This window comes from Sphingobacterium sp. UBA7631, from assembly GCF_002483935.1.
GTDB lineage: Bacteria > Bacteroidota > Bacteroidia > Sphingobacteriales > Sphingobacteriaceae > Sphingobacterium > Sphingobacterium multivorum.
In genome coordinates, this window is the sequence record NZ_DLIX01000010.1 from 1,385,295 (window position 1) to 1,407,210 (window position 21,916).

Genomic DNA, 21,916 nt, shown 5'->3' on the forward strand with positions numbered 1-21,916 from the left:
TATAATCTAGGTAACTTCACAGTGAAAACAACTAAAAAAGTTAGCCTCAACATAGACTCACGTTATTTGTAGGAGGAACTTGATGATACGATGGTCATAAAAAGGGCTCAACGACAGAGTCGTGTACGCAATTCGTATTATTTTAGAAAAGTAAATAAAAACAATCAGTAAAAAATTTGGAGAATACGAAAATTATATACAACTTTAAAGCACAAACACCTGCTCTAAACAGGCTACAAGTTAACAAAGGAAATTTTTTATTTTAAAACGAGGATTTTATCTTAGAATCGCTCATAGATAAAAGTCTAAAATAGTTTTTTTGCAGAAAAACTTACTTTTACTTAATGTACAAACAGTAGCATACAAAATATGACAACCAACCCCATTAAGGTATATACAGTAGTTTCAAAAGAAGTAAAAGAAGATCCAGATTTATTCACCAATCTGGAAGGTGTCTTCTCAACATATGAAAAAGCACAGGAATATATTGATCACTTCTTTGGTAATGCTAAATATGGTTATCGATCTATTGTTACGACCTATTTAGACCCCTTTCAGGAAGAAATCCAAAATAATGATTCTTATTATAGCATATCATCTCAATTAATAGGGCCGCATTTAGAAGTTGAGATCTGTAAAACTTCTTTTGCTGTTGTCCTCTCCGAAGTTGAACAATTGCGTATCGATCCGGCCACCTCAGAGAAACCCTTGGAATTAAACCTGCACTGTTTTGCTGCTTCTGAGGAAAAGGCAATGGAAAAATTCGAAAAATTAGCACAAGACTATGCAAAAGAACACAAGCTTCAATTTCAAATTAGCCCTTTTCGCATTGCAGATTCGGACCAATGCTACTAGCCTTCAATTGCAACGAAATTATAGCAGGAGATTCAGGGAAGTATTTTTTTACGGATTTCACTTAAATATTCTGGCGTAAATCCCAGATACGAAGCAATCAGGTATTGCGGAACACGTTGTAGAAACTGCGGATATTTACGGAGCATATCATGGTAGAATTCTTCTTTAGATTTAGAGAATAGATATTTAACCCGCATTTGCGCAGCAGCATAAGCCCTTTGGTAGACAAATCGAAAATAACGCTCCATGATCGGAAATGCAGCTACCAATTTTTCTTGATTTTCTTGACTGATATAAACTAAATCTGAGGTCTCTACGGCCTGAATGTAAAATGACGTAACAAGCTTATGTTCGAAAGCCATATTGTCCGTAATCCACCAATTTTCTATGGCAAATTCAGTCGTTTGTTCGACTCCCTTTTCATTAACAAAGAATTTACGGAGAATACCTTTCAATACAAAAAAATGGTATCTACACACTTGGCCCTCCTCCAGTATATTTTCTTTTTTCGCGACCGTTTTGGTCTTAAAGTAATGCAATATTTCTTCTAATTCGACCGGATCGATAGCGACAAATTTCTTTATGTGTTCTTTCAGTTTTTCCAACAGTCTGTCAATTTTTTGTACAGACAAAGCTACTCATTCATTTTATCATAAAAAATACATGCGGCACCATTTCAAATAAGCTCGAAGAGCAAGGCTGGGAAAATAAATTCAAGTAATGGATGTCATCGATATCAAAGAAAAGGACCTCATGTCCATGTTAACACCAAAATTGAAGGAATGACAGCACATTGTGACTAGTGTTCCTAAAAAGGATTCTAACAGAAAATCAGCCCGCCATTAAAATAGGCGGGCTGATTCGCATTTATGGTATCCAATACGGTTTATCAGAAAACAACCTTACTATACTAACGTAAAATTCGAACTTTTCGTACTTTATTTACTTAATCCGTAAAACCAATCTACAAAGCCGCAATCTCCTGCTAAAAAGCGCCATCTATTCCGTAATGTAGTGAACCTCATGCGCCTCTGTCAACTGCGGAACTTCCAAATTATGAAGCATTTTATCCAATACAACATCTGGCAGTGGATATTCCCGATCGTTATTCTGCGTGCGCCAAATCTTGTAGGGTTTTTCAACGTACAACAATTTCACGTAGGCTTGATAGCTGACAAAAAGATCGATCAATTGTTTTCGCATCTGGGAAGTTATATTAGTGGCATTCCAGATAAAATCCTGTCCGCAGCGTAAGTATTTTTTTGCCTGCTCTTTTGCTTCCTGTACAACCCATCCGTTTCTCTTTTTATCGGTCGGATCAATGCGATACTTGCGTCTGATGTCGTCCAGACTAATAACGGGGAGGTCGGTATTCATTGCTAAAATCTGATAATCTTTGCCCATTCCCGGCAAACCTGAAAGTACAGTCACCGTGGATTTGAATATATCAAAAGGCACATAACCAACATAACTATCGTTTCCATTAAAATATGTAAATCGTGCATTTTCAGACAAAAAAGAACGCGTGGCATCCCAGCAGCCAATCTCTTTACTATACAGTTCGAACATATCCAATGCATAGAGCAAATTATCCAAATCGCCACAATACCTTCCTTTAGCATCAGCTTCGGCCAACAACTTAAGTTGACTCATATTGACACATAGTGACGCTTCCAAGGCGCTCTTCATCGGATCGGCTTTTTCCATCAACCATAATGGCAACCCATGATAGCGTACCAATGCAACAATTTCCTCCCGTAATGCAAAAGGGGTCTCCACATCACGAAATAAAATCTCCCGTGTGGTCTGTGCTCCTTTTTTGGCATGATTTGGTGAACTGATACGACCATTGGCAGCGACAACTGTCGTCGATCTCTTCTCGACATCATGCAATAAAGCGGAAGCCCAGAGGAGCTCCTGCTTTTGTTCATCCAGATTCCGATATTCAGGCAATGCTTCCAGCTGCTGTAATACCATTTGGGTATGAATCGCGACATTCCCTTCGGCATGATGTAAAGGATCCTGTTGTACCTGTTCCATATCCCTGACCCAAGAAAATTGTTTCGCTAAAGCCGACCAATCCTTATTTGTTGCTATTGTCCATTCCATGAATAATCCCTCCTTTCCCAAATCATTTTTGCTCTTCGCCATGATTTTGTCCAATGTTCGTCGGTCTGCACATGTCCTTTTCTAACGTATTTAAAAACATTGTGCTGAAATTCGCTGACGGCATATGCATCAGCATTCCTGCAGACTAACCCCTCCATCGTACATGCTTCTTCAGTTTTAGGATCAACCGATCCAAATATAGAAGACTGCATGGCCAAATTTTCGACTGAACGCCGAAGTTCTAACTCAGTCAAATCCTTTACCATGTCGAGTTTTAAAACAGGTACAGTAGGCAAATCAAATAAACTGGCATAAAAAGTAACTTCTTCCCATGAAAGCCACTGATCTTTAATTCGAGCAGCAAAAACATAATAATAGTGCTCAAGTTGCATATACTCGATCGAATGCACAGCATAAAGATTTTCACCAAAAAACTCCAAATCACCCAGATCGTTTTTTAATCTGGACCAATGCTCCCGAAGCTGGGCCGTCCATGGCGACGTGGTTGGAGCTGCATGAGATCGTGCAAATACTCCACGCCGTGAAAGGCAATTATTCTCGCCATCTAATTTTTCTGTAAATAACAGTTGATGGAAAGATTGCATATCCTTCCAATAATATTGATTAAAACGATCGTCGCTGCTTGTCCCTGGCGAAAATGGGAAATGATAGGTACGACCATATTTTGTTGATTCCATTTTTAAAATTTAAATCCATACTAAAAAATTGAAGACATAGGCATTGGGTAAACAAATCGGGTAAATCCCGTTGTTTACTTTCTTCCTAAATATCGACAATGCATTACATGACTTTAAATTTTAAAAATTGACAACACAAATGATCTGTTGCTACAAAAGTATACAATTTATTTTAAAAACATAAATACGCTCCCTTAACCTTTTGACAGCGCCGCCCCTTCCCTACTTTCTAATCAGCCTTGATTAGTCAAAAAACGCGTCAATTAATATAATTTCAATTCAGTGTATGTCGTTCCAATGGGAATAACCCTGTCTGCTACCCAAATTTGGGTTTTGTCGAACTTCATCATTTTACTTCGTGCGACGATGAATGCTCTGTGACAACGAACAAATTCGCCCTTCGGGAGCAGTTCCAGCAGCTCGCTAATGGTAATTCTAGAACTAACGCATTTATCGTTCAAATGTATTTGGGTGTAATTGCCTGATGCTTCAATATACAGGATACGGTCGAATTCAACTTTAACATGTTCATAACCATCTTTGACGAACAGATAGTCTTTGTTATGCTGTAGCTTTTTTGCCCGAAGGCTATACAATTCGCTCGCCTTGTTGCAGGCTTTCAAAAACCTGCTCATAGAAAATGGTTTAAGCAAGTAATCGATGGCGTCAAGCTCGAAACTCAATAGCGCATGCTCAGAATAAGCCGTCGTAAAAATCACCATTGGCGAAGTATTCAAACTGCGCAGAAACTCTATTCCTGAAATATCGGGCATTTTTATATCTAAAAAGATAAGGTCCACCTGCTCCTTCTGGAGATAATCAATCGCCATAAACGCATCCGTAAATGTACTTTTTAATTCAATAAAAGGGACTTTAGCTATATGGTGTTCAATAACCTGCAGTGCCACAGGTTCATCATCTATCGCGATGGCTATCATAACAATTATTGATTTAAAATCTGATCTATTTGGTCATACAGTTGTTTTCCATTACTTGGTCGAAGAGCCTTTTCCACAACTAATTTTCCTGTTTTATCAAATATAAAATATTGCGGATAATATTCGGCTTTGTCTTTTGCATTTAGCAGTAATTCCTTCCAAAAGGGCTCAATCTGTTTCCTATTTTTACGTAAATGGATTCCGGTTAAATTGTTGACGCGTATAAAGTCTTTCCAGTCCTGATCGCGATGGTCTTCATCCATATCCAAATAAACGAAGGCAATATCTTTATCCATGTATCTTTTCTTCAGTTCAGGTGTATACTTCAATTCAAACTTGCAGGGACCACACCAGGTTCCCCAAACATCCAAATAGACCACTTTTCCTTTCAATTCAGCAATCAGGTCGTCGATCGATGAGATAGGTTGATCATCTTCAATCAACCGAATCTGTTTGTTGTGTTTATTCGCCACCAAAAGAGCGTCAAGATCGGCAATATAGCTTTCAACAAGCGGCGTATGCTTATCTTTTGGAAATATCTTCCAATGTGCTCCTGCCAATGCTTTTAAATGCGTTAAATCCTTGTCATGATATAGATTGACCAATTGTTGAAAATTGTATTTTTCTACGATAGGCTTGGAAAAATTATTTAAAGCACCGATAAACCGCCAATAATCTTTACTATAGATGTTCATTAATCTATTTGCACTGTCTAAGCTTATCCCGAAATAAGGGATTGGTTCACTAGACGGAATTTTCTCGGCCCGAATCTTAACAAATGCTTTCGTTTCCAGATAACGTAGGTAATTGTCAAGGAAAGTATAAAAAGAGGGGCCGCCAAATTCATCCTGTAAATTAATAGATGCTTTTCCAAACAGCTCTAGAACCAAACTATCCGCGGTAGACTTTGGCAATTCAGCGACACGGGCAAAATCGTTCAGATGGTTCATTCGTTGCGCGTAAAACTCGGTACGTAGATAGTTTTTTAGTGAGGAAGACAATGGGCTAGTTTGGATCACGTTATTGATCTGATTGCAATCCGCTAAACAGGGAATTAACACTTGCTGTCTCAACTGAGCCAAAGAGCATTGAGCAAGATTATTTACGTTCGGGGCCTTCATAAAAAAAGGCACTTCATCGTGTTTTATTTGCTGTATAATTTTGTTTTCTGTCAAAGCACTACCTTCTGTAAATACGATCGTACTGTCGGTTAAATTCAGGATAAGATCTTTACCGGGGCTTAATAACAAGGTTTGAAATACACTGCTGTAATTTAGAGTCGCGGATTTTCGAGCTGTTATTGGCAGTGCGACCTCAAATGTGCCATCGCTGGCAACGGTTATCCGTTGCGAATTTTCTTTATAAAAACCAAAAACAAGAGGAATATTGATTTCCAAGACCTTGTTTGGATCATAATTCCAAATCTTACCGCTCAATTTAAATTGAGCATGACTGCTTAGACAATACAAGGTCATAAGCAAAAAAACAAGTATTTTTTTCATTGCTGTTAATTAAGGAACCAATAAATCAGGTGAATAATTGATTAAAAGATAATGGAACTAGTTAGATTTAAATAACACTAGCCATCTTTAAATATGTAAAGTTAAATGGATAAAAAATTCATTGGCATTTTCACGTATCATCAGTTCATGTCGATCTCGATATAGCAATGAAAGACGTTGGCGTACATTCTCCAAACCGACACCACTTTTTAGTTTTTCGGGATCACGATCACTTTTCGGATTAATGCTATTACTCACATCGAAAAACAAAACCTGGTCCCGCACTTGCAAAGATATTTTAATATAAGACGATTTCTGAAGGCTTATACCATGCTTAAATGCGTTCTCAACGAAAGGGATCAGCAACATAGGGGTAATTTGATAATTTTCAAACTGCTCTTCTATTTCCGTTATAATGGTAATTTTGTCTGACATCGAAGTCCGCAGGGTCTGTAAAGCGATGTAATTATTCAGGTATTCTATTTCACGCGTCAACGAGATTTTATCTTGCGTATTTTCATGGAGCATAAACCGCATCATATCGCCCAATCGCTGAATTCCCTCCCCTGTCCGTTCGGCTTTTTCCTGTAATGCCGTGCCATACAATGTGTTTAAGGCATTAAATAAAAAGTGTGGATTTATTTGGGATTTCAGAAAAGTCAGATTTGCGTCCGACTGACCGAGCTCCGTACGTAAGGAGGCAATTTCGTTGTGACGCATTAAACGTTTTTTAAAGAGAAACCAGGAAAGCGGAACGCTAACCAATAATTGCGTGGGTAAATGAAACATGGCAACGATAAAGATCACTTCACCGTTCTGGTTAAAGAAGAATAGGGCCAATATGCTTAATGGTATAACTAAAACCAAACTCATCGCAGCGATAATCCAAAAGAAGTCGCGGAATTTCTTTTCTTTTTCATGTAATTTTGGCAACAAATAGTATAAGGAATAGATTACGATACCAACCGCAGACAACACGACCAAAGTCCATAACACCGAAAGTTGGTAATGCGAGTGAGATATGATCAAAAAAAACAATCCGATAAACCAAAAGCCAATTCCAAAGGCCAAATCCATTTTTAGCTGCTTTTGTATAGCCGGGTTTTCAACCCTGTTTTTAAGCAGATAGCTGATCAAAAATTGCATGCAGGTGTATAGAGAAATTACGATTGTCCATAGAACTGCTTGTGTTAAGGACTTAAAAAACATGCTATTGTAGCCTCTTTGAATACTATCAAAATCCATAAGCTCATAGGTATGGCTATAGGTCCGGCATACACCTAAAATCAGTCCGGATATCAAGATCAGAGCAGCTAGTAATGAATAATTCAACAGCTCCCGTTTTCTATTGATGAGCGCAGGAATAAGAACAAAATTTAATGCGAGAAACATCAAATATAGAAGCAGATAATAGCTAAACTTGGGTACAAAAAAATTAAAAAAATAAGAGTAGTTTATTTTCTGACCAATGAAATAGTTATGCATACCACTATCATCCCGATTGTTTGTATCAACAAGCAAAGCATAAACAACAGCGACAAATACGACAGTGGCCATCCAAAATTCTATTTTTCTTACGTCTTTCAATTTCATGTTATTGGTTTTGATAAGACAATATTAACTGAAATGAAAACATAACACAGAAAAATGTGACGAATACCGCCAAAAATGTGATGAATCAAATGTTTCTTCATCTTATAGCTGGGATTCTATTGTTGTTCTTATAAAATAGCATTTGATTTTACTATCTTTAAGCAGAAAAGTATCAAACCAGCTTTATTAACTTTATTCAAAAAAACACTACATAATTAATCCACTGTTTCAAACATTCACGTCCGATTTTTGCGGCAACTGTTACGGCAAATAGCGAAGATTGCACAAAGGCATTGGGCTGTCGAATGGTCATAAATTCAGGTTTTAAAAAATAATTGATCATATGGATAACTATATCGTATTAAAAAGGTTTACTAGTTTAGAAGAAGCTCAGGAATGCCATCAGCTACTTTCGGATAGAGGTGTAAAAACGCGGTTGGCTGATAATCTACCCCCTGTGGATATTACATTTTCTGGAAATACGGTAGGACACCAATATGAGATTCAAATAGACCCCGCCGATTTCGCAAATGCAGAATCTATTTTAGAAGAGCAGGAAATGCAGTCTCTCCCACTGGTTGGAGATGACCACTACCTGTATCAATTTTCAGACGAAGAGCTCTTCGAAATCCTGCAAAAACCCGATGAATGGAACAAATTGGACTATACGCTTGCCAGAGAAATTTTATTAAAAAGAGGGAAAGATATTGATCAGGAAAAGCTTGATCTTTTGAAGAAGGAGCGGCTCATGCAGCTAAGGGAACCGGAACCACAACAGAAGTATTGGATTATTTTTGGCTATATTTCAGCCCTTCTAGGTGGTCTTTTAGGAATTGCAATCGGGTATATGTTGTTTAGTTCCAAAAAGAGCCTACCGAATGGCGAACGGATATTTTCCTATTCTGATCATGACAGAAAACATGGGACAAATATATTCTATATCGGATTATTTGTATTCACAATATCCGTTCTCATCAGAATTCTCTGGGGCTAATAGTATAATATTAAATCCTTTTATTCTTTTAGCAAAATAGATAGGTGGAGCTTCGTCATTGTGGTCATTCTGTATCCTATCACGATCCAATTAGCGTTAACAGTAGTAAATTTTTAATACTAAAAAAAATACCTATATTTAAGATGACATCTTTATTCTTGAATTATTTTTTGTAAACCTACAAACAAATTAGCTTTATGAATAGTTTAAAGACCACAGCCACTCATTTCCGTTATAAAAAGCATCCGGGAGATCTATTCAGAAATACGTCTGTTCAATTATTACCTCATCCTTATAAAAATCAAGAAGACTTTTGGGTATGGTTTCACCCCTTCTACCATCGCAGTGAAGACATTTCAGATTTAGGCGACCTGTACAAACAGCTTCACGATACGCCTTGCCAAGAAACGAGAGTATCATCAAAAAATGAGCTTTGTTACCCTGCGGTCTCGAAAGAACGTCTCTTTGAGGAAATAAAATCATTGGAGCAAAAGATCTATCAGGATTGCTTTGAAAACTTTTATTTGCTGATTATCGAAGGCCGTATCGAGCTTTTAGAAAGTCATCAAATTGAAAGTAAAGAATCTAGCTCTTAATATCTATTCTTTAAACCGTTATGCATTATTTGACTTGTGCGATTATAAGGGAGGACGATAAGGTACTCATCTGTCAGCGTCCAGCATCGGTGACGCATGCCTTAAAGTGGGAATTTCCTGGTCGCATTACCGAGTCCCACCAATCAATGAAAGCAAATTTGTCGCTCAAAATCAGGGAAGAGCTTAATATAGATATTCTTGTCGGAAGGCCGTTAAAGATGAAGCAACAAGACTATACAAGTCCAGCACCTTGTCTCTATCCTATTCTCTGCACCTTTTGTTCTGGCGAAGTTGCCTTTCAAAAATATGTTCAAGCATTATGGGTTTCCCCCGCAGAACTATTGCATTTTGACTGGACCGATAGTGATCGACCAATTGTAGACGAGTATACCAAATACCTTGAAGATTTAAATCCTCCATCTCGCATAAGGGAAGCTTTTTTAGAAATCCTGATTGGACTTATCGCCTTTACACTGGTCCATAAATTCTTCAATCTATATATAGCCTTATTGATAACATTGATCTTAATCACTGTTACCGGAATTTATACCTATTACACCCGAAAAAATATAAAGAAAAGAATCCCATAAAACTTCCCTACATTTATAAAACTAAGTAACCCATAATTTCATTTTAGCCATATTGAAGACTTAATCAAATGAAAGATTTCCCACAATTAGTTACAGAACGACTTATTCTCAACGCCATTGACACGACTGATATTCCACAGATTGTAGACTATCTGCAAGACAAGGTTTATTCGGACTTTACCTCAAATATTCCCTACCCATACCGAAAAGAAGATGCTGAATATTGGCTTAAATTAGCCGAGGAAGCGTTTGCCAATCGTAAAGGCTTCACTTTTGCTATTCGAAATAAAGATAAAAAGCTGATCGGAGCTATTGGTCTGCACGATGAAGGCTCGGATAAGGCCGAGTTGGGATACTGGATCGCTATTCCTTACTGGAATAATGGTTATGTCACTGAAGCTGCAAAAGCAATCATTGAGTTTGGTTTTAAAGAACTAAACTTCAATAAAATCTTTGCGACCTACTTCCCACATAATCCAGCCTCTGGAAAAGTCATGGAAAAAATAGGCATGAAAAAAGAAGCCCTGCTAAAACAACATTTAAAGAAAGATGGCCGGTATTACGATATTCCATTATATTCCATTTTTAGAACGGAAAAATAAAACAGCAATTTCTCATGGATAAAAAGAATATCAGGTTGCACTGTGATCATACATTTCCTACACTTATTCTTCTCTTTGGTTGTATTGCTATATCCCCAATAATAATTTCAAAGTATTCCCTGTCTCTGTTAGGGATAATAGGGGAGACTTGCTGCGGACTCATCATACTTACAGGCCTTTGGAGATTTGAGCACTTCGAAATATCTGGAGATACACTTACCAAAGTAAACTTAGCTGGATTATATCGAAAGGATTTAAATATGTGTCATATAACCAGATATACAAAAAAAGTGATTGATATGAATCACTTTCGGAATCCGGTTAATATCATAAAGTTATTCAGTAAGGAGGAAAAATATTTTAAATTCAGAACCATAAAACTTCAGGCAACAGATAATTTAACCATGATAATAAATGAACGAAATATGCAGAGCGAGGATTTCAAAAAATTATACCATATCATCAAAACTTATCAGAAACGACAAGTCAAGTATAAATCTCCAATTGTTTCGTGAAATTGACTAAATTTAAGCAACCGATAATCATAAAGGATAAAACATGAAAATATTTGCATTCGCTGGGAGTAATTCTTCCACATCAATTAACAAACAATTGGTCAAATTTGTACTTAAAAGCTTCGAGGGGCACGAGATTAATTTGATCGACCTGAATGACTATAACATGCCTGTCTTTTCTGTTGACCTAGAAAAGAATGGCTTCCCACAGGAAGCGCACCTTTTTCTAGATCATATTGCCTCCAGTGACGTTATCATTTGCTCCCTGGCGGAGAATAATCGTTCCTATAGCGTAGCATTTAAAAATGTATTCGACTGGGCATCTAGAATTAATGTTAAAGTTTTCCAAGATAAACCCATGTTGCTTATGACAACTTCACCGGGAGGTTACGGTGGTGGAAATGTAATGGCCGAAGCGCAGAAATTCTTTCCGCAGTTTGGCGCTATCATTAAAGAAACATTCTCGCTTCCCAAATTTTACGAAAATTTTGATCAGGATAATGGCGTAATCAATCCAGAACACCTCAATAGTCTGAGGGAAAAAATAGCGGGCTTTAAGGAACAGATTTCTTCCTAACGTCAAAATCCAGTGTCATTTTTCTGGGCTTTGTATGGATTACTTCGATGCAGTGAACCTGCTGGAAAAGCTTTTTAAGGTTATTTTGCAAGGCCAAGCTACATACTGGCTTGGCTTTTCTTTGCTTATTCTTACCCTTTTGCTTACTGTTTCTCTAGTATTTTGTTACTTCTTTACCAAAGAAACAGCAAAGGAATACCAAAGAAGAAGCGAGTCAATCCCCTAGGTGTCCCAAAGAAATAGCAACGGAATAGCAGAGAAATAGCGAATAAGCTGCAAGCCCTTACCTTAGCGCCCCAAAGAGCGGTGCTATAATAGAAAACAGACCCCTAACGATAGCAACTGTTAAAGGTTCATAATTAAGGAGGGGTGATTTACCCCTCCTTAAAATTTATTTAAGGAGCTCTTCGAGTTTCTCTATCAACTTTACTCCTTTTAAGTTGATTCCAACAATCTTACCTTCGGGAGAGATGAGGTAATTTTGCGGAATAGCCTGAATACCGTACAATTGAGCCGCTTGATTTTGCCAACCATTCAGATCAGACACCTGAGGCCAGGTTAACCCATCTTGTTCAATTGCCTTTATCCAGTTATCTTTTTTACCAGGTTTATCGAGTGAAACACCCAGTATCTCAAATTTTGATCCTTTAAATTTTTGATAGGCTTTCACCAGATTAGGGTTCTCTGCACGACAAGGACCGCACCATGAGGCCCAAAAATCCAAAAGCACGTATTTACCTTTAAAATCCGAAAGTTTTAACGCTTTACCTTCAGGAGTTTCCTGTTCAAAATCTAAAGCCGGCTGTCCAATTCCTAGTTTTTTTGCGAGTTGAATATCTGCATTCAATTTTTTTCCGATAGCTGTTTGCCTTAATCTCGATGACAAATTGAAAAACAAAAGTTCGGTGGTAACTACATTATCATCGTAGCTGGCAACTTCCTGCAAGGCCAACAAACTGAAGTAATTGTCTGGATTATTGACGATAAAATTTCGCTGCGCCTTCTTACGTTCTGTTTCGATCTTGTCTATTTCTTGCGCAATTTGGTTGAGCGCATTCTCGTCACGATTTTTTTCCTGATACAAATCAGCTCTTTTAGACTGCTGAACCATAAGCTTTTTCTCATAGGAGTTTAAATAATCTTGATACTGCTTATAGGCTACCTGCAGTTTACCGCCTTTCACCAAGGAAGACTCGAAAGGACGTTGAACAGTGATTTGCGTATTGGGTTCCACAGGATCTACATAAAATGTAAGACGCTCCATCGGACCACCTTTGCGGTTAAAGAAGGAAGCTCCATCTTTGGAATAAAATAACATGACTTGCGTTGGTTCCATGATTTCCCCTTTATAGATCACATCATTGGGTCCAAAATTAATAGAGTCAATTGTCAGTTTTCTGTCCACGATGTAGCGAACAAATGCTTTAGATTTTGCGGGAAATTGTTTTCCCTTTATTGTTAATTGAAAACGCTGTCCTTGAGCCAATACTGTCCCAAGACAACTTAAAACCAAAAATATTGATATAGCTATTTTTTTCATGTTGATTATTACAGTGCTTTAGCACGTGCCACAAGAGCATCGGCCAGTTTAATAATTTTTGAAGTTTCCAGTTCAGCCAAGCCACGCGCAGCTTCCGCAGCTTGAACAGCTTCCTTCTTTTTTTTCAATGCGATACAAATATCGGCCAATGTACCTTGATTGGAATAACTTGAGGGATTCAATTCGACGGCCTGTTTGGCCAGCACATAGCATTGTTTTAGTACGATTGGATTCGCAACATTTCCTTTTGCATTGGCATTGCGGCGGGCTATAAAACTCAATCTCTCGTCTTCATTTTTGAGCAGGCCTTTCCTCAATACATTCGTGAGGGTAACAAACTCCTTATCGGTACCATGTGCAGCAGTCCATTCTACTTTATACAGTGCGGCTTCTATTTTTTGTTCTGGATCTTTTAGGCCTTCAAAATAGGCTAGGCCAGCATTAAATTCATCTACTTTATGATCTCTAATATAGCCATACATAGCATAACGTAGCAACTGTACCTCTTTTTTCGCAAAATCTGCCGGCACCGCTATGTTTTTAAAATAAGATTTGTTCGACTCAAAAAATTTTCCGTAGCGATCATCTAGGCTTTGTGCCATCATTTTTATGGTCTCCCATCCATTTGGGCTCTTCAAAAATTCATCGGTAGCCACGCTGTCCAATGCTTTTTTCGCTGCATTTGCTGCTTGACTATCGGTTTGTTCCATCACTTTAATATAGCGGATCAGGAAATTCGACTCCCGCATACCCAAATCATACGATTTACGCAAATTGGGGATCTGAAAATTGGGATCATTAGCTTGCTCTGCCTGCTTCAGGAAAAGATCGGCTTCCATGCGAGACTGGGTTCTATAGATCAATGTCCCCTGCCCATCTAAAAATAAATACGTGGGAAAACTTCTGATTTGGTATAATTTAGCAATATCTACGCCCTCTCCTATCTCGCAGTCAAATTTAGTATTGATAAACCTGCTATTAAAATAACGAGCGACTTCAGGTTGTGAAAACACATTTCCTTCCATCCATTTACAGGGAGCGCACCAGGAGGTAAATCCATCCAGGAAAATCAGTTTATTTTCTTGCTTGGCCAATTCCTTTGCCTGGCCAAAAGTGATCTTCTGAAACTGTATATGTTCTTGTGCGAGCAATAGCATCGACTGTGTAAAAGCCAGTGCTGTCAATAGTATCTTTTTCATATTTTTTTATTAAGAACCTAATCAATTTCCATGTTGATAGAAATTGATTAGGAATGAGTGGTCTACATCTAATTTTTTAGCGTTCGTATTGGGGAATTCCCGGATTCAACGAAAGTACCTTTGGGGGAACCGGAAGTATCATCCGGGCATCCGTGGATTCCATTTCGAAAACTTTCCCTGCCAATGGATGTTGGATTGACTTCTTAAAATTGTCTGCTATAGCGAGTCGTTTCAAATCAATCAGCCTATCGGATGCCATAAAGGGCATTTCACGACGTCTTTCGTCAAGTACCGTCTGTAAAACAATTTTTGGATCCGTTGAGGTTAACGCTTTATTATTCTCTATTCGGCTATTTCTTAATGTATTCAAGAAGCTTAGTGCCTCCGCCGTATTACCCGTCCGAACAGCTGCTTCCGCAGCAATCAAAAACAATTCAGGCGTATTAAATCCTGTGCTAAATTCGACGTAGGGAGCAAAAAGAACCCGTCCTGGAAATTTTACAATAGTAGCACCTAAAGAAGCCTGATCGCGACAGAAAAATAATTCATAACGTTTGTCGGTTGCACCTGCTGGCAAATCTTTGGCGTAAGTTTCTATCAGCTCTTTAGAGGCATAAAATTCGGCATTGGGGCTACCTAGGGAACTTGTTCCCAATCGAGACCATACAGCCTCCATATTCGTTCTGGAATCGGGAAATTGAACCGAATTATCTGTTTTAAGACAAACTCGTCCCCAAGTCGTCTTGTCTTTATTGGTATATAAACTATAATCAATGAGCGTTTTATTCACAGCAAGTGCTTGTTTTGCATTCTCAAGGGCCTCTTTGTATTTTCCCTGATAGAGATAAACCCGACTTAGAAAAGAGAAACCGACGGAACGTACTGCTTGAAATCTATTTGACTGCACTGTACTCAAATTTGGCAACGCGTCATTAAGATCGCTAACTACCTGATCATAGATCGCCTGAACAGATACACGTTCGTATTTTTGATTGATATCCTCTTTCAGCACCAAAGGTACCCCTAGATCTTTTGTTGCACTTGCAGGATTATAATGAGCGGCATAGATATTCACTAGACTAAGGTATTCAAATGCACGACCGACCTTAGCCTCAGCCCAAACCCTTTTCTTTTCGGCTTCCGATCCCTCTGTTGCTGCCAATACATTGTTAATAACAACATTGTAAGTGAATATGTGGCTATAAGCCGATTCCCAGTATGGATCATACTGGCCATCTTCAAATATCGCACCGTGAGCAAAGCTATAGAGTTGTTTTTTTACATAGTCATAATAGTCATAGCTTGCTGCCGATTGTACATCCTGAGGATCTCCGGACTGTAAATTATCTACTAAATAGTTCGGATAAACAGCGGAAGCCCTTACTAAAGATTGATCGTTTAGAAGCAATTTGTAATCATTCAGATTCTCTGGAATTGTAAAACCTTTTGGTTTAATATCCAAGTATTTGTTACAGCTATTCAATGTCAATAAACCGAATAGCAATCCTATATATATTTTTCTCATGATATTTTCTTATTAAAATCCTACAGATACACCTAAATTGTAAATTATTGGTGCTTGTATCCCTCTACTTGAACTCGTTACCGTACTATACCCAGCCCAAACCTCGGGATCAAGATTATCCTTGTTAGCGACCCAACGCCATGCATTCAATACCTGTCCTGTTAGACGCACATAAGAAAGATTTGTCGGTGCAATCCATTGTGCAGGAAGGTTGTAGGATAATGAAATATCGCGCAATTTAATATAGTCAGCCTTCTGAACAAATTTATGTGCAGCATTGAAAATATCGGAAATATTGCCTGAAGCAGCAGAAACAAATGCGGGAGCAATATCAGGGTTACTTTCATCACCTGGGTTCTTCCAATAGTTCAACCATAATTTGTCGAAGTTATTATTGTAGTTAAGCTCCGCGTATTTACTCAAGAACTCTGGATGAACTCCCCGCATCACATGGCCACCATTGAAAATAAACATAAAGGAAAGCGTCAAATCTTTATACTTAAATCCATTTCTGAAAGAAACAGTGTAGGGAGGTACTGTCGTACCTTCATAGATTAAATCATCGACAGTCAATTTTTGCGTGGTCTCGACCAGACTACCATCAGCCTTTCGTGCCAAAGGTCGTCCCTTATCATTTAATCCCGCATAATCTATGCTATATAAACTACCCATTGGGATTCCAACCCGATTTTGGGGAGCATAATAGTAATAGTATGGGGTATTCTGTTCAACATATAGATTGGTAATCTTATTTTTGTTGTAACTAAAATTCACTGTGCTGTTCCAGCTGAAGTTTTCACGTTGAATCACCTTACCATTCAGCCCCAACTCGATCCCGCTATTCTGCATATCAGCATAATTAAGCAACACCATATCCCATCCCAAAGTTGGATCCAACGGCGTATTCCCCAATAAATCAGAAGTTTTCTTATTGTAGATATCAAGAGTAGCTGTAAGTCTATCTTTAAATAGTGAGAAATCAAAACCAACATTGAATACTTTTGTTCGCTCCCATCGCAACAATGGATTAGGCGGAGAATCAATGTAGGCTTGCATTTCACCGTTAAAGTAGTTCAGATTGTTATTCACCCTCGAAATCAAATATGGTCCATTATCCTTTGGGACATTTCCATTTACACCATAAGTCGCACGTACCGACCAACGATCTAATGGTTCCCAATCAATTCTTGGCAGATGATATAAAGCGCCTATGGACCAAAGAGGTTTGTATTGATTTTTGATATTTGTTCCAAACAAATTAGATTGATCCATCCGGATGCTTCCACTCAAAGTCAACTTACGATCATAGGTATAAGATCCATTGGCATAGAAGGAAACAAATCTATCGACTAGATCCTTAAATCCAGTCTCTTTTTTCGAAATAGTATAGCTATTAAAAAGCGCCTGTGTGTTTTGGATCTGAATACCAAAAAGCTCTTCATTAATTCCTTTGAAGACTAGGCTATTTTCATCGTAACCATACTTGTAAATATTCGTATATCGGTTATTGATCTGTCTACGTTCAGCACCGGCGATTGCGACAATTTCATGTTTTCCCTGAATATTATTTTGATAATTAAATTGGCCACGTAAGGTATAGCTATTGACATCATTACGTTGTTCAGCAAATTGTCCCCCTTGCGGAATATTGCGCTTGATTGCCCCGTCCTTTCCGATTTGGGTAGCGTCATTCACCATACCTACAACCGATTGGGCATTTTTCCTATTCAATGTGCCATTATACCCTTCGGTCCGTTCACTTTGATAGGACAGATCGAAGTCCAGTCCTTTGATAATCTTAAAATTTGCAGCAAAATTTAAGTTAAGGTATTTATTATAGAACTTTTCGTGGATCGCTGCTACATGCTTTAAAGGAATGTAGATCTCATCTTCCAGTCCCAGCGCATTCAAGCGATCAATCTCAAACTGAGATTTTGAACTATACCATTGCGCTGGAGAACCATCCTCATTTTCAAGCAGATAATAGGATGCTTTGCCTCCCATATAGTTATCGTAGAAATTGAAGCCAATATCACCCTCTCTATTTTGGTTTTTCCCCAATACATTTGCGCGTAAACTAAACCAGTCGGTAAACTTAAAATTATTTTTCAGACTAAATCCCAGCTCCTTGTTTGTCGCCCGTCCCTTATTGTAATCTCCCGGCTGCGTATAATTGAGGGAATAATGGTATGTATAACGATCGGATCCGCCCGAAATAGCGAGATTATGCTGCTGATCGAATCGGGTCGTATTCAGAAATTTATCCATTTGACTAAAGCGATCACGATTTCGATATACATCCAGCCGCTTTTCCATCTCTTCTTCCGAAATTACTCCACCTTTGCGATCGTACAAAATTCGATAAACGTCGTTCATCGCTTTTCTCGGGTCAATAACTGCATAATCTCCCGAACGGTAATTAAACATTTCCTTTTGAAAGTTGACCAGTTCAGCGCTACTCATCTGATTGAGGTAGCTACGGCTTGGAAGTCCTCTAAAAGAAAGCGTATTGCTATAATCAATCTTTGTTTTGCCTGTGGAGCCTATTTTTGTCGCAATAACAATAACACCGTTAGAGGAACGAACGCCATAAATGGAGGCTGCCGAAGCATCTTTCAAAACGGTTATGGAAGCAATATCATTGGGATTAATAGCTGTTAAGTCACCTTCAAAAGGCATACCGTCAACAACGATTAGCGGAGCAGCCTGTGCGTTGATGGTGGAGCGTCCACGAACCTCGATACCCAGGTTATTTTTCGAATTCTGTGGACTTGAAGTATTTCGCACCAAATTTAGCCCGGGCAACAATCCATCGATCCGGTCCAATAAATTAGGTTGAAGCCGTCCTTCCATGTCTTTGGCTGTCACCTGAGCAATTGAGCCTGCTGCTCTTTCTTTGCTTATTTTTTGGTATCCTGTATTGACCGTAATGTTCACTTCCTGCAATTGCTCATCCAAGGCTCTTAAGGTAATCGTAGCCAAATCGGACTTAGCTGCAATCGTAAGTGGAGCAAATCCGACCATGGTAATGTCCAAAAAGCTATTTAAACTAACGCCATTAATTTCAAAATGACCATGCTGATCTGTAACGGTTCCTTTTGGAACACCTTTTACACGAATCGTTGCACCTTGAAGTGGTCTGTTGTTATAATCGACAATAAAACCTTTTACCGTCATTAACTGATTAGTGATCGATCGTTGAGTCTGTTGAGATTTTTCGTGTACGACAATAATCTTCCCCTTGATCTCAAAATCGAGATCCAAATCGTCCAATAACTTCCCAAGAGCATTTCCCAACGATTCTTTTTTAACGGTTAAGTTAACCTTTGTATCTGGATCAATAGTTGTGGCCGCCCATACATAAGAATAGCCAGTCTGCTTATTGATCTCTGAAAAAACCTTTCTCAACGACACTGATTTCTCCTGTATCGATACGTCCTGTCCATACGTTTTAGCTCCAACATGAAGCAGACAACAAGACATTAGTATGGTTGTAAGCGATATGCGCATAATGTTTCCCCTCCATTGCGGCCTACCCCAAATATCTGGGCGATCGCTGTTTTTCATTTGTTGCGTTTGATCGTATAGGGCACGACCAAGTTGTGCATAATTTTTATACATTTGTTTTAGGTTAAGAATTAAAATTCTGTTACAGTTAGAATTACTTGATCTGAAGCCCTAAATGTTGCAAGCGTTTAGGGTTTCGTCTTTTCATTTAGGTTGTTTTGTCTACATAAATGGTCTTTCCTTTAAATTTAAACTTAATTTTCCCGGTACTCTCCAGTACGTTGATGATATCTTTCAGACTGCTGTTACGAGACAACATCGCTTCAAATTTTTCCGATTTTATTTGGTTATCGAGATAGACGACATCTACATTATACCAAGACGCTAACTCATCCATAATACCCCCTAAAGTCTCCGAATTGAACACGAAATATCCGTCTTTCAATGCATTGCGCGCGTCAAGATCAATTATTCGTCGTTCAATTTGACCGAGTTTGATATACGATTCTTCCCCTGGCAACAGTATAATCTGCCTGTCGCCCTGTCGAACCCTAACTTTACCTTCGTATAATGTCGTTTTAAAGTCTTCTATATTCTTGGTTGATTTCACATAAAAATGTGTCCCCAATACGGAGATATTGATCTTCCCTGCTTGTACCACGAAAGGTTTCAGTTTTGGAACCTCACCTTCCCATGGTAAATATTTTTTGGCAACTTCAAAATAAGCCTCCCCCACCAAACGAACCTCCCGCATACTATCTACTTCATAATAATCCAACTGCGTTTTGGCATTCATCCATACTTTGGTTCCATCAGGTAATAGCATGGTCATTTTCCCACCCTTGGGTGTCGCAGCGAATAAATTATTCACTTGTGCCGCTTTATTTTTAACGGGTGATACAAACGATAATAAAGTATCTGCTGGAGCCATCGAAATTGAATTTCCATTTCCTAGACGTACTACCCCTGTCATTTGAGCGGGTTGAATATCTTTATCCGGAGTCTCCTGATAGACCGTATCCGAAAGATTATGTATAAAAAACAACACGAGTAATCCAATCAACGCCGCGGCGATACCATAGGACAACATACGTTTATAAAAAGGTTTAGTGTATGAGGTATTGAGGTAATCTTGTTCAAAGAGGGCAAATGATTCCTCCCAATCATAACGGGCTATCCCGTCTAAATCCGCTTGCATTTGATCTTTGTTGTCAATCAGATCACATAGCCCCTTATTTGCATCAGTTTCGGACCGCCATAAGTCCAACTGTAATTTTTCGTCATCGCGCAATCCTTCCAGCTTGGATTTGCTCAGTAAATAAATGATATGTTGGGGTATTTGCTCCATATTGCTCTATATACTTAAAACAATATTTTGATTTCGTTTCTCTAAAGAGGTGGTAGATATTTTCACAAAAACCTATGTATCAGAAGTATAAATTTTCTAATAATAGAGTAAAAGCAAAAGTAGGCAAAAAAACTGGTCAGGCTTGAGTCTTAATCTCAAAAGTTCAATTCCCCTTTTCTTTTGATTGTAAATCGTACTAGTGGTTAGTCCTAAGGAGATCGCTGCTTCCTGTGGGCTTAAATCTTCAACAATCAACTTACGCATCACTTGCTTACATTGCTCAGGCAGGGTATCAATGGCATCATGGATCGTTCGAAGCGTCTCCAAATAGATCATTTGATGGCTGATCGGTAAATCGACCAGATCGACCTGTGACGTATAAAAATTGGTTTTTTGTTGAATTCTATTTTCTTGTTGGATCCTGTTTAAAGCGGCGTTTCTACAACTTGTGTAGAGAAAACCTCGGATTGATTCAACATGATCAAAATCTATCCGGCGCTCCCAAAGCTTTAAGAATACATCCTGCACGATTTCTTCGATGGTACCTTTATCAAGATTCATCTTTTCTAAAAAATAGCACATTGGACTATAGAAAGTTTTGTACAGAAACTGTAAACCATCCCTTCTGCCCTCCCGAAAAGATTTTAAAAAATCTTGCTTGCTAAATTCTTGGTTTACCTTGTTTTTCACAATTCAATATTACTTAAATTTTAAATAAATATGAAAATTTCATTTATTGTGATCAACAGTCCCGCGCTGGCAAGCAATAGAAAACGGACAGGCCAAACCGGTTGACACAATACTATTCCATTCGGCAGCGATAGCGTAAAAGCGAAGCAAGATCGATGTATTTAGATTATAATTTCTACGCGATCAATTCTGGTGATACAGACTCTTCATAGTAGGCTTCATTCCATTTTGCCAATTGGCACATAATAGGTATTAAAGCCTTGCCCTTTTCTGTCAAAGAGTACTCTACGCGTGGTGGGAGCTCCTTGTACTCTTCTCTCAAAATAACGCCATCCTCTTCCAATTCTTTTAATGAACTGGTCAAAACCTTTCGAGAAATATGTTCGATGAGCGCATCCAATTGACCAAATCGGGCTTTTCGATCGCGCAAAGTATAGATAATCACAGGCTTCCACCGGGTACCTAAAATTGCCATGGAACGCTGCATGGCACAGGAACAACTTTTAAATTCAGTCCTTTTCATTTGAATATATTCAAA

General features: G+C 38.4%; 19 protein-coding genes. 6 read left to right on the top strand and 13 right to left on the bottom strand.

Annotated features, from left to right (window positions below):
* Window positions 1-369: 369 nt before the first annotated feature.
* Window positions 370-855, top strand: coding sequence for a hypothetical protein (locus B3P16_RS22300; RefSeq protein WP_070569433.1), 486 nt, complete (start codon window positions 370-372; stop codon window positions 853-855).
* 32 nt (window positions 856-887) lie between these two features.
* On the opposite strand, the gene B3P16_RS22305 is transcribed toward B3P16_RS22300, so the two are convergent.
* The 6 genes from B3P16_RS22305 to B3P16_RS22330 form a co-directional block, all read right to left on the bottom strand.
* Window positions 888-1,460 (bottom strand): Crp/Fnr family transcriptional regulator, encoded by a 573-nt coding sequence (locus B3P16_RS22305; protein WP_286844374.1) that lies wholly within the window; start codon window positions 1,458-1,460, stop codon window positions 888-890.
* Window positions 1,461-1,854: 394 nt separating this feature from the next.
* Window positions 1,855-3,006, bottom strand: a complete 1,152-nt coding sequence (locus tag B3P16_RS22310) for an AAA family ATPase (protein ID WP_286844376.1) — start codon at window positions 3,004-3,006, stop codon at window positions 1,855-1,857.
* Window positions 2,949-3,662 (bottom strand): RNA ligase family protein, encoded by a 714-nt coding sequence (locus B3P16_RS22315; protein WP_286801491.1) that lies wholly within the window; start codon window positions 3,660-3,662, stop codon window positions 2,949-2,951. The genes B3P16_RS22310 and B3P16_RS22315 overlap by 58 nt, the downstream gene beginning before the upstream one ends.
* Before the next feature lie 263 nt (window positions 3,663-3,925).
* Entirely contained in the window at window positions 3,926-4,600 is a 675-nt protein-coding gene (locus tag B3P16_RS22320) for a LytR/AlgR family response regulator transcription factor (RefSeq protein ID WP_286844378.1), read from the bottom strand.
* A gap of 5 nt (window positions 4,601-4,605) precedes the next feature.
* Window positions 4,606-6,102 (bottom strand): TlpA family protein disulfide reductase, encoded by a 1,497-nt coding sequence (locus B3P16_RS22325; protein ID WP_286844380.1) that lies wholly within the window; start codon window positions 6,100-6,102, stop codon window positions 4,606-4,608.
* An 87-nt stretch (window positions 6,103-6,189) separates the two neighbouring features.
* Entirely contained in the window at window positions 6,190-7,695 is a 1,506-nt protein-coding gene (locus B3P16_RS22330) for a sensor histidine kinase (protein WP_286844381.1), read from the bottom strand.
* A 343-nt stretch (window positions 7,696-8,038) separates the two neighbouring features.
* On the opposite strand from B3P16_RS22330, the gene B3P16_RS22335 reads away from it, so the two are divergent.
* The 5 genes from B3P16_RS22335 to B3P16_RS22355 all read left to right on the top strand — a co-directional run bounded on the left by B3P16_RS22335 (window position 8,039) and on the right by B3P16_RS22355 (window position 11,569).
* A complete protein-coding gene (locus B3P16_RS22335) occupies window positions 8,039-8,689 on the top strand; it encodes a hypothetical protein (RefSeq protein ID WP_286844382.1) in 651 nt (216 codons plus the stop codon).
* Between the two features lie 197 nt (window positions 8,690-8,886).
* Entirely contained in the window at window positions 8,887-9,285 is a 399-nt protein-coding gene (locus tag B3P16_RS22340; protein WP_286754332.1) for a hypothetical protein, read from the top strand.
* Window positions 9,286-9,305: 20 nt separating this feature from the next.
* The gene (locus B3P16_RS22345; protein WP_286844384.1) at window positions 9,306-9,875 is read left to right on the top strand and encodes a hypothetical protein; all 570 of its coding nucleotides are present in this window, start codon (window positions 9,306-9,308) and stop codon (window positions 9,873-9,875) included.
* 68 nt (window positions 9,876-9,943) lie between these two features.
* A complete protein-coding gene (locus tag B3P16_RS22350) occupies window positions 9,944-10,477 on the top strand; it encodes a GNAT family N-acetyltransferase (protein ID WP_286801481.1) in 534 nt (177 codons plus the stop codon).
* A 558-nt stretch (window positions 10,478-11,035) separates the two neighbouring features.
* The gene (locus tag B3P16_RS22355) at window positions 11,036-11,569 is read left to right on the top strand and encodes an NADPH-dependent FMN reductase (RefSeq protein WP_286844386.1); all 534 of its coding nucleotides are present in this window, start codon (window positions 11,036-11,038) and stop codon (window positions 11,567-11,569) included.
* Window positions 11,570-11,960: 391 nt separating this feature from the next.
* On the opposite strand, the gene B3P16_RS22360 is transcribed toward B3P16_RS22355, so the two are convergent.
* The 7 genes from B3P16_RS22360 to B3P16_RS22390 all read right to left on the bottom strand — a co-directional run bounded on the left by B3P16_RS22360 (window position 11,961) and on the right by B3P16_RS22390 (window position 21,901).
* Window positions 11,961-13,109, bottom strand: a complete 1,149-nt coding sequence (locus tag B3P16_RS22360) for a peroxiredoxin family protein (RefSeq protein ID WP_286801480.1) — start codon at window positions 13,107-13,109, stop codon at window positions 11,961-11,963.
* Window positions 13,110-13,117: 8 nt separating this feature from the next.
* Window positions 13,118-14,308 carry a thioredoxin family protein gene (locus tag B3P16_RS22365; RefSeq protein ID WP_201639442.1) on the bottom strand — a complete coding sequence of 397 codons (1,191 nt, stop codon included), beginning with the start codon at window positions 14,306-14,308 and terminating at the stop codon, window positions 13,118-13,120.
* Window positions 14,309-14,384: 76 nt separating this feature from the next.
* Complete coding sequence (locus B3P16_RS22370; RefSeq protein ID WP_070569390.1) at window positions 14,385-15,833, bottom strand: RagB/SusD family nutrient uptake outer membrane protein; 1,449 nt, start codon at window positions 15,831-15,833, stop codon at window positions 14,385-14,387.
* A 12-nt stretch (window positions 15,834-15,845) separates the two neighbouring features.
* On the bottom strand, window positions 15,846-19,454 hold the full coding sequence (locus B3P16_RS22375; protein WP_286844387.1) for a SusC/RagA family TonB-linked outer membrane protein: 3,609 nt from the start codon (window positions 19,452-19,454) through the stop codon (window positions 15,846-15,848).
* A 94-nt stretch (window positions 19,455-19,548) separates the two neighbouring features.
* On the bottom strand, window positions 19,549-20,688 hold the full coding sequence (locus tag B3P16_RS22380) for a FecR family protein (protein WP_286844389.1): 1,140 nt from the start codon (window positions 20,686-20,688) through the stop codon (window positions 19,549-19,551).
* Between the two features lie 96 nt (window positions 20,689-20,784).
* Window positions 20,785-21,378 carry an RNA polymerase sigma factor gene (locus tag B3P16_RS22385; protein WP_112374354.1) on the bottom strand — a complete coding sequence of 198 codons (594 nt, stop codon included), beginning with the start codon at window positions 21,376-21,378 and terminating at the stop codon, window positions 20,785-20,787.
* 175 nt (window positions 21,379-21,553) lie between these two features.
* Window positions 21,554-21,901 (bottom strand): winged helix-turn-helix transcriptional regulator, encoded by a 348-nt coding sequence (locus tag B3P16_RS22390; RefSeq protein WP_201639446.1) that lies wholly within the window; start codon window positions 21,899-21,901, stop codon window positions 21,554-21,556.
* Window positions 21,902-21,916 lie beyond the last annotated feature (15 nt).

What these genes read in the sequence shown, in the direction of transcription:
- B3P16_RS22300 (WP_070569433.1), top strand. Translation starts at nt 370, where the DNA reads ATGACAACCAACCCCATTAAGGTATATACAGTAGTTTCAAAAGAAGTA.
- B3P16_RS22310 (WP_286844376.1), bottom strand. Translation starts at nt 3,006, where the DNA reads ATGGCGAAGAGCAAAAATGATTTGGGAAAGGAGGGATTATTCATGGAA.
- B3P16_RS22315 (WP_286801491.1), bottom strand. Translation starts at nt 3,662, where the DNA reads ATGGAATCAACAAAATATGGTCGTACCTATCATTTCCCATTTTCGCCA.
- B3P16_RS22320 (WP_286844378.1), bottom strand. Translation starts at nt 4,600, where the DNA reads ATGATAGCCATCGCGATAGATGATGAACCTGTGGCACTGCAGGTTATT.
- B3P16_RS22325 (WP_286844380.1), bottom strand. Translation starts at nt 6,102, where the DNA reads ATGAAAAAAATACTTGTTTTTTTGCTTATGACCTTGTATTGTCTAAGC.
- B3P16_RS22330 (WP_286844381.1), bottom strand. Translation starts at nt 7,695, where the DNA reads ATGAAATTGAAAGACGTAAGAAAAATAGAATTTTGGATGGCCACTGTC.
- B3P16_RS22335 (WP_286844382.1), top strand. Translation starts at nt 8,039, where the DNA reads ATGGATAACTATATCGTATTAAAAAGGTTTACTAGTTTAGAAGAAGCT.
- B3P16_RS22340 (WP_286754332.1), top strand. Translation starts at nt 8,887, where the DNA reads ATGAATAGTTTAAAGACCACAGCCACTCATTTCCGTTATAAAAAGCAT.
- B3P16_RS22345 (WP_286844384.1), top strand. Translation starts at nt 9,306, where the DNA reads ATGCATTATTTGACTTGTGCGATTATAAGGGAGGACGATAAGGTACTC.
- B3P16_RS22350 (WP_286801481.1), top strand. Translation starts at nt 9,944, where the DNA reads ATGAAAGATTTCCCACAATTAGTTACAGAACGACTTATTCTCAACGCC.
- B3P16_RS22355 (WP_286844386.1), top strand. Translation starts at nt 11,036, where the DNA reads ATGAAAATATTTGCATTCGCTGGGAGTAATTCTTCCACATCAATTAAC.
- B3P16_RS22360 (WP_286801480.1), bottom strand. Translation starts at nt 13,109, where the DNA reads ATGAAAAAAATAGCTATATCAATATTTTTGGTTTTAAGTTGTCTTGGG.
- B3P16_RS22365 (WP_201639442.1), bottom strand. Translation starts at nt 14,308, where the DNA reads ATGAAAAAGATACTATTGACAGCACTGGCTTTTACACAGTCGATGCTA.
- B3P16_RS22370 (WP_070569390.1), bottom strand. Translation starts at nt 15,833, where the DNA reads ATGAGAAAAATATATATAGGATTGCTATTCGGTTTATTGACATTGAAT.
- B3P16_RS22375 (WP_286844387.1), bottom strand. Translation starts at nt 19,454, where the DNA reads ATGTATAAAAATTATGCACAACTTGGTCGTGCCCTATACGATCAAACG.
- B3P16_RS22380 (WP_286844389.1), bottom strand. Translation starts at nt 20,688, where the DNA reads ATGGAGCAAATACCCCAACATATCATTTATTTACTGAGCAAATCCAAG.
- B3P16_RS22390 (WP_201639446.1), bottom strand. Translation starts at nt 21,901, where the DNA reads ATGAAAAGGACTGAATTTAAAAGTTGTTCCTGTGCCATGCAGCGTTCC.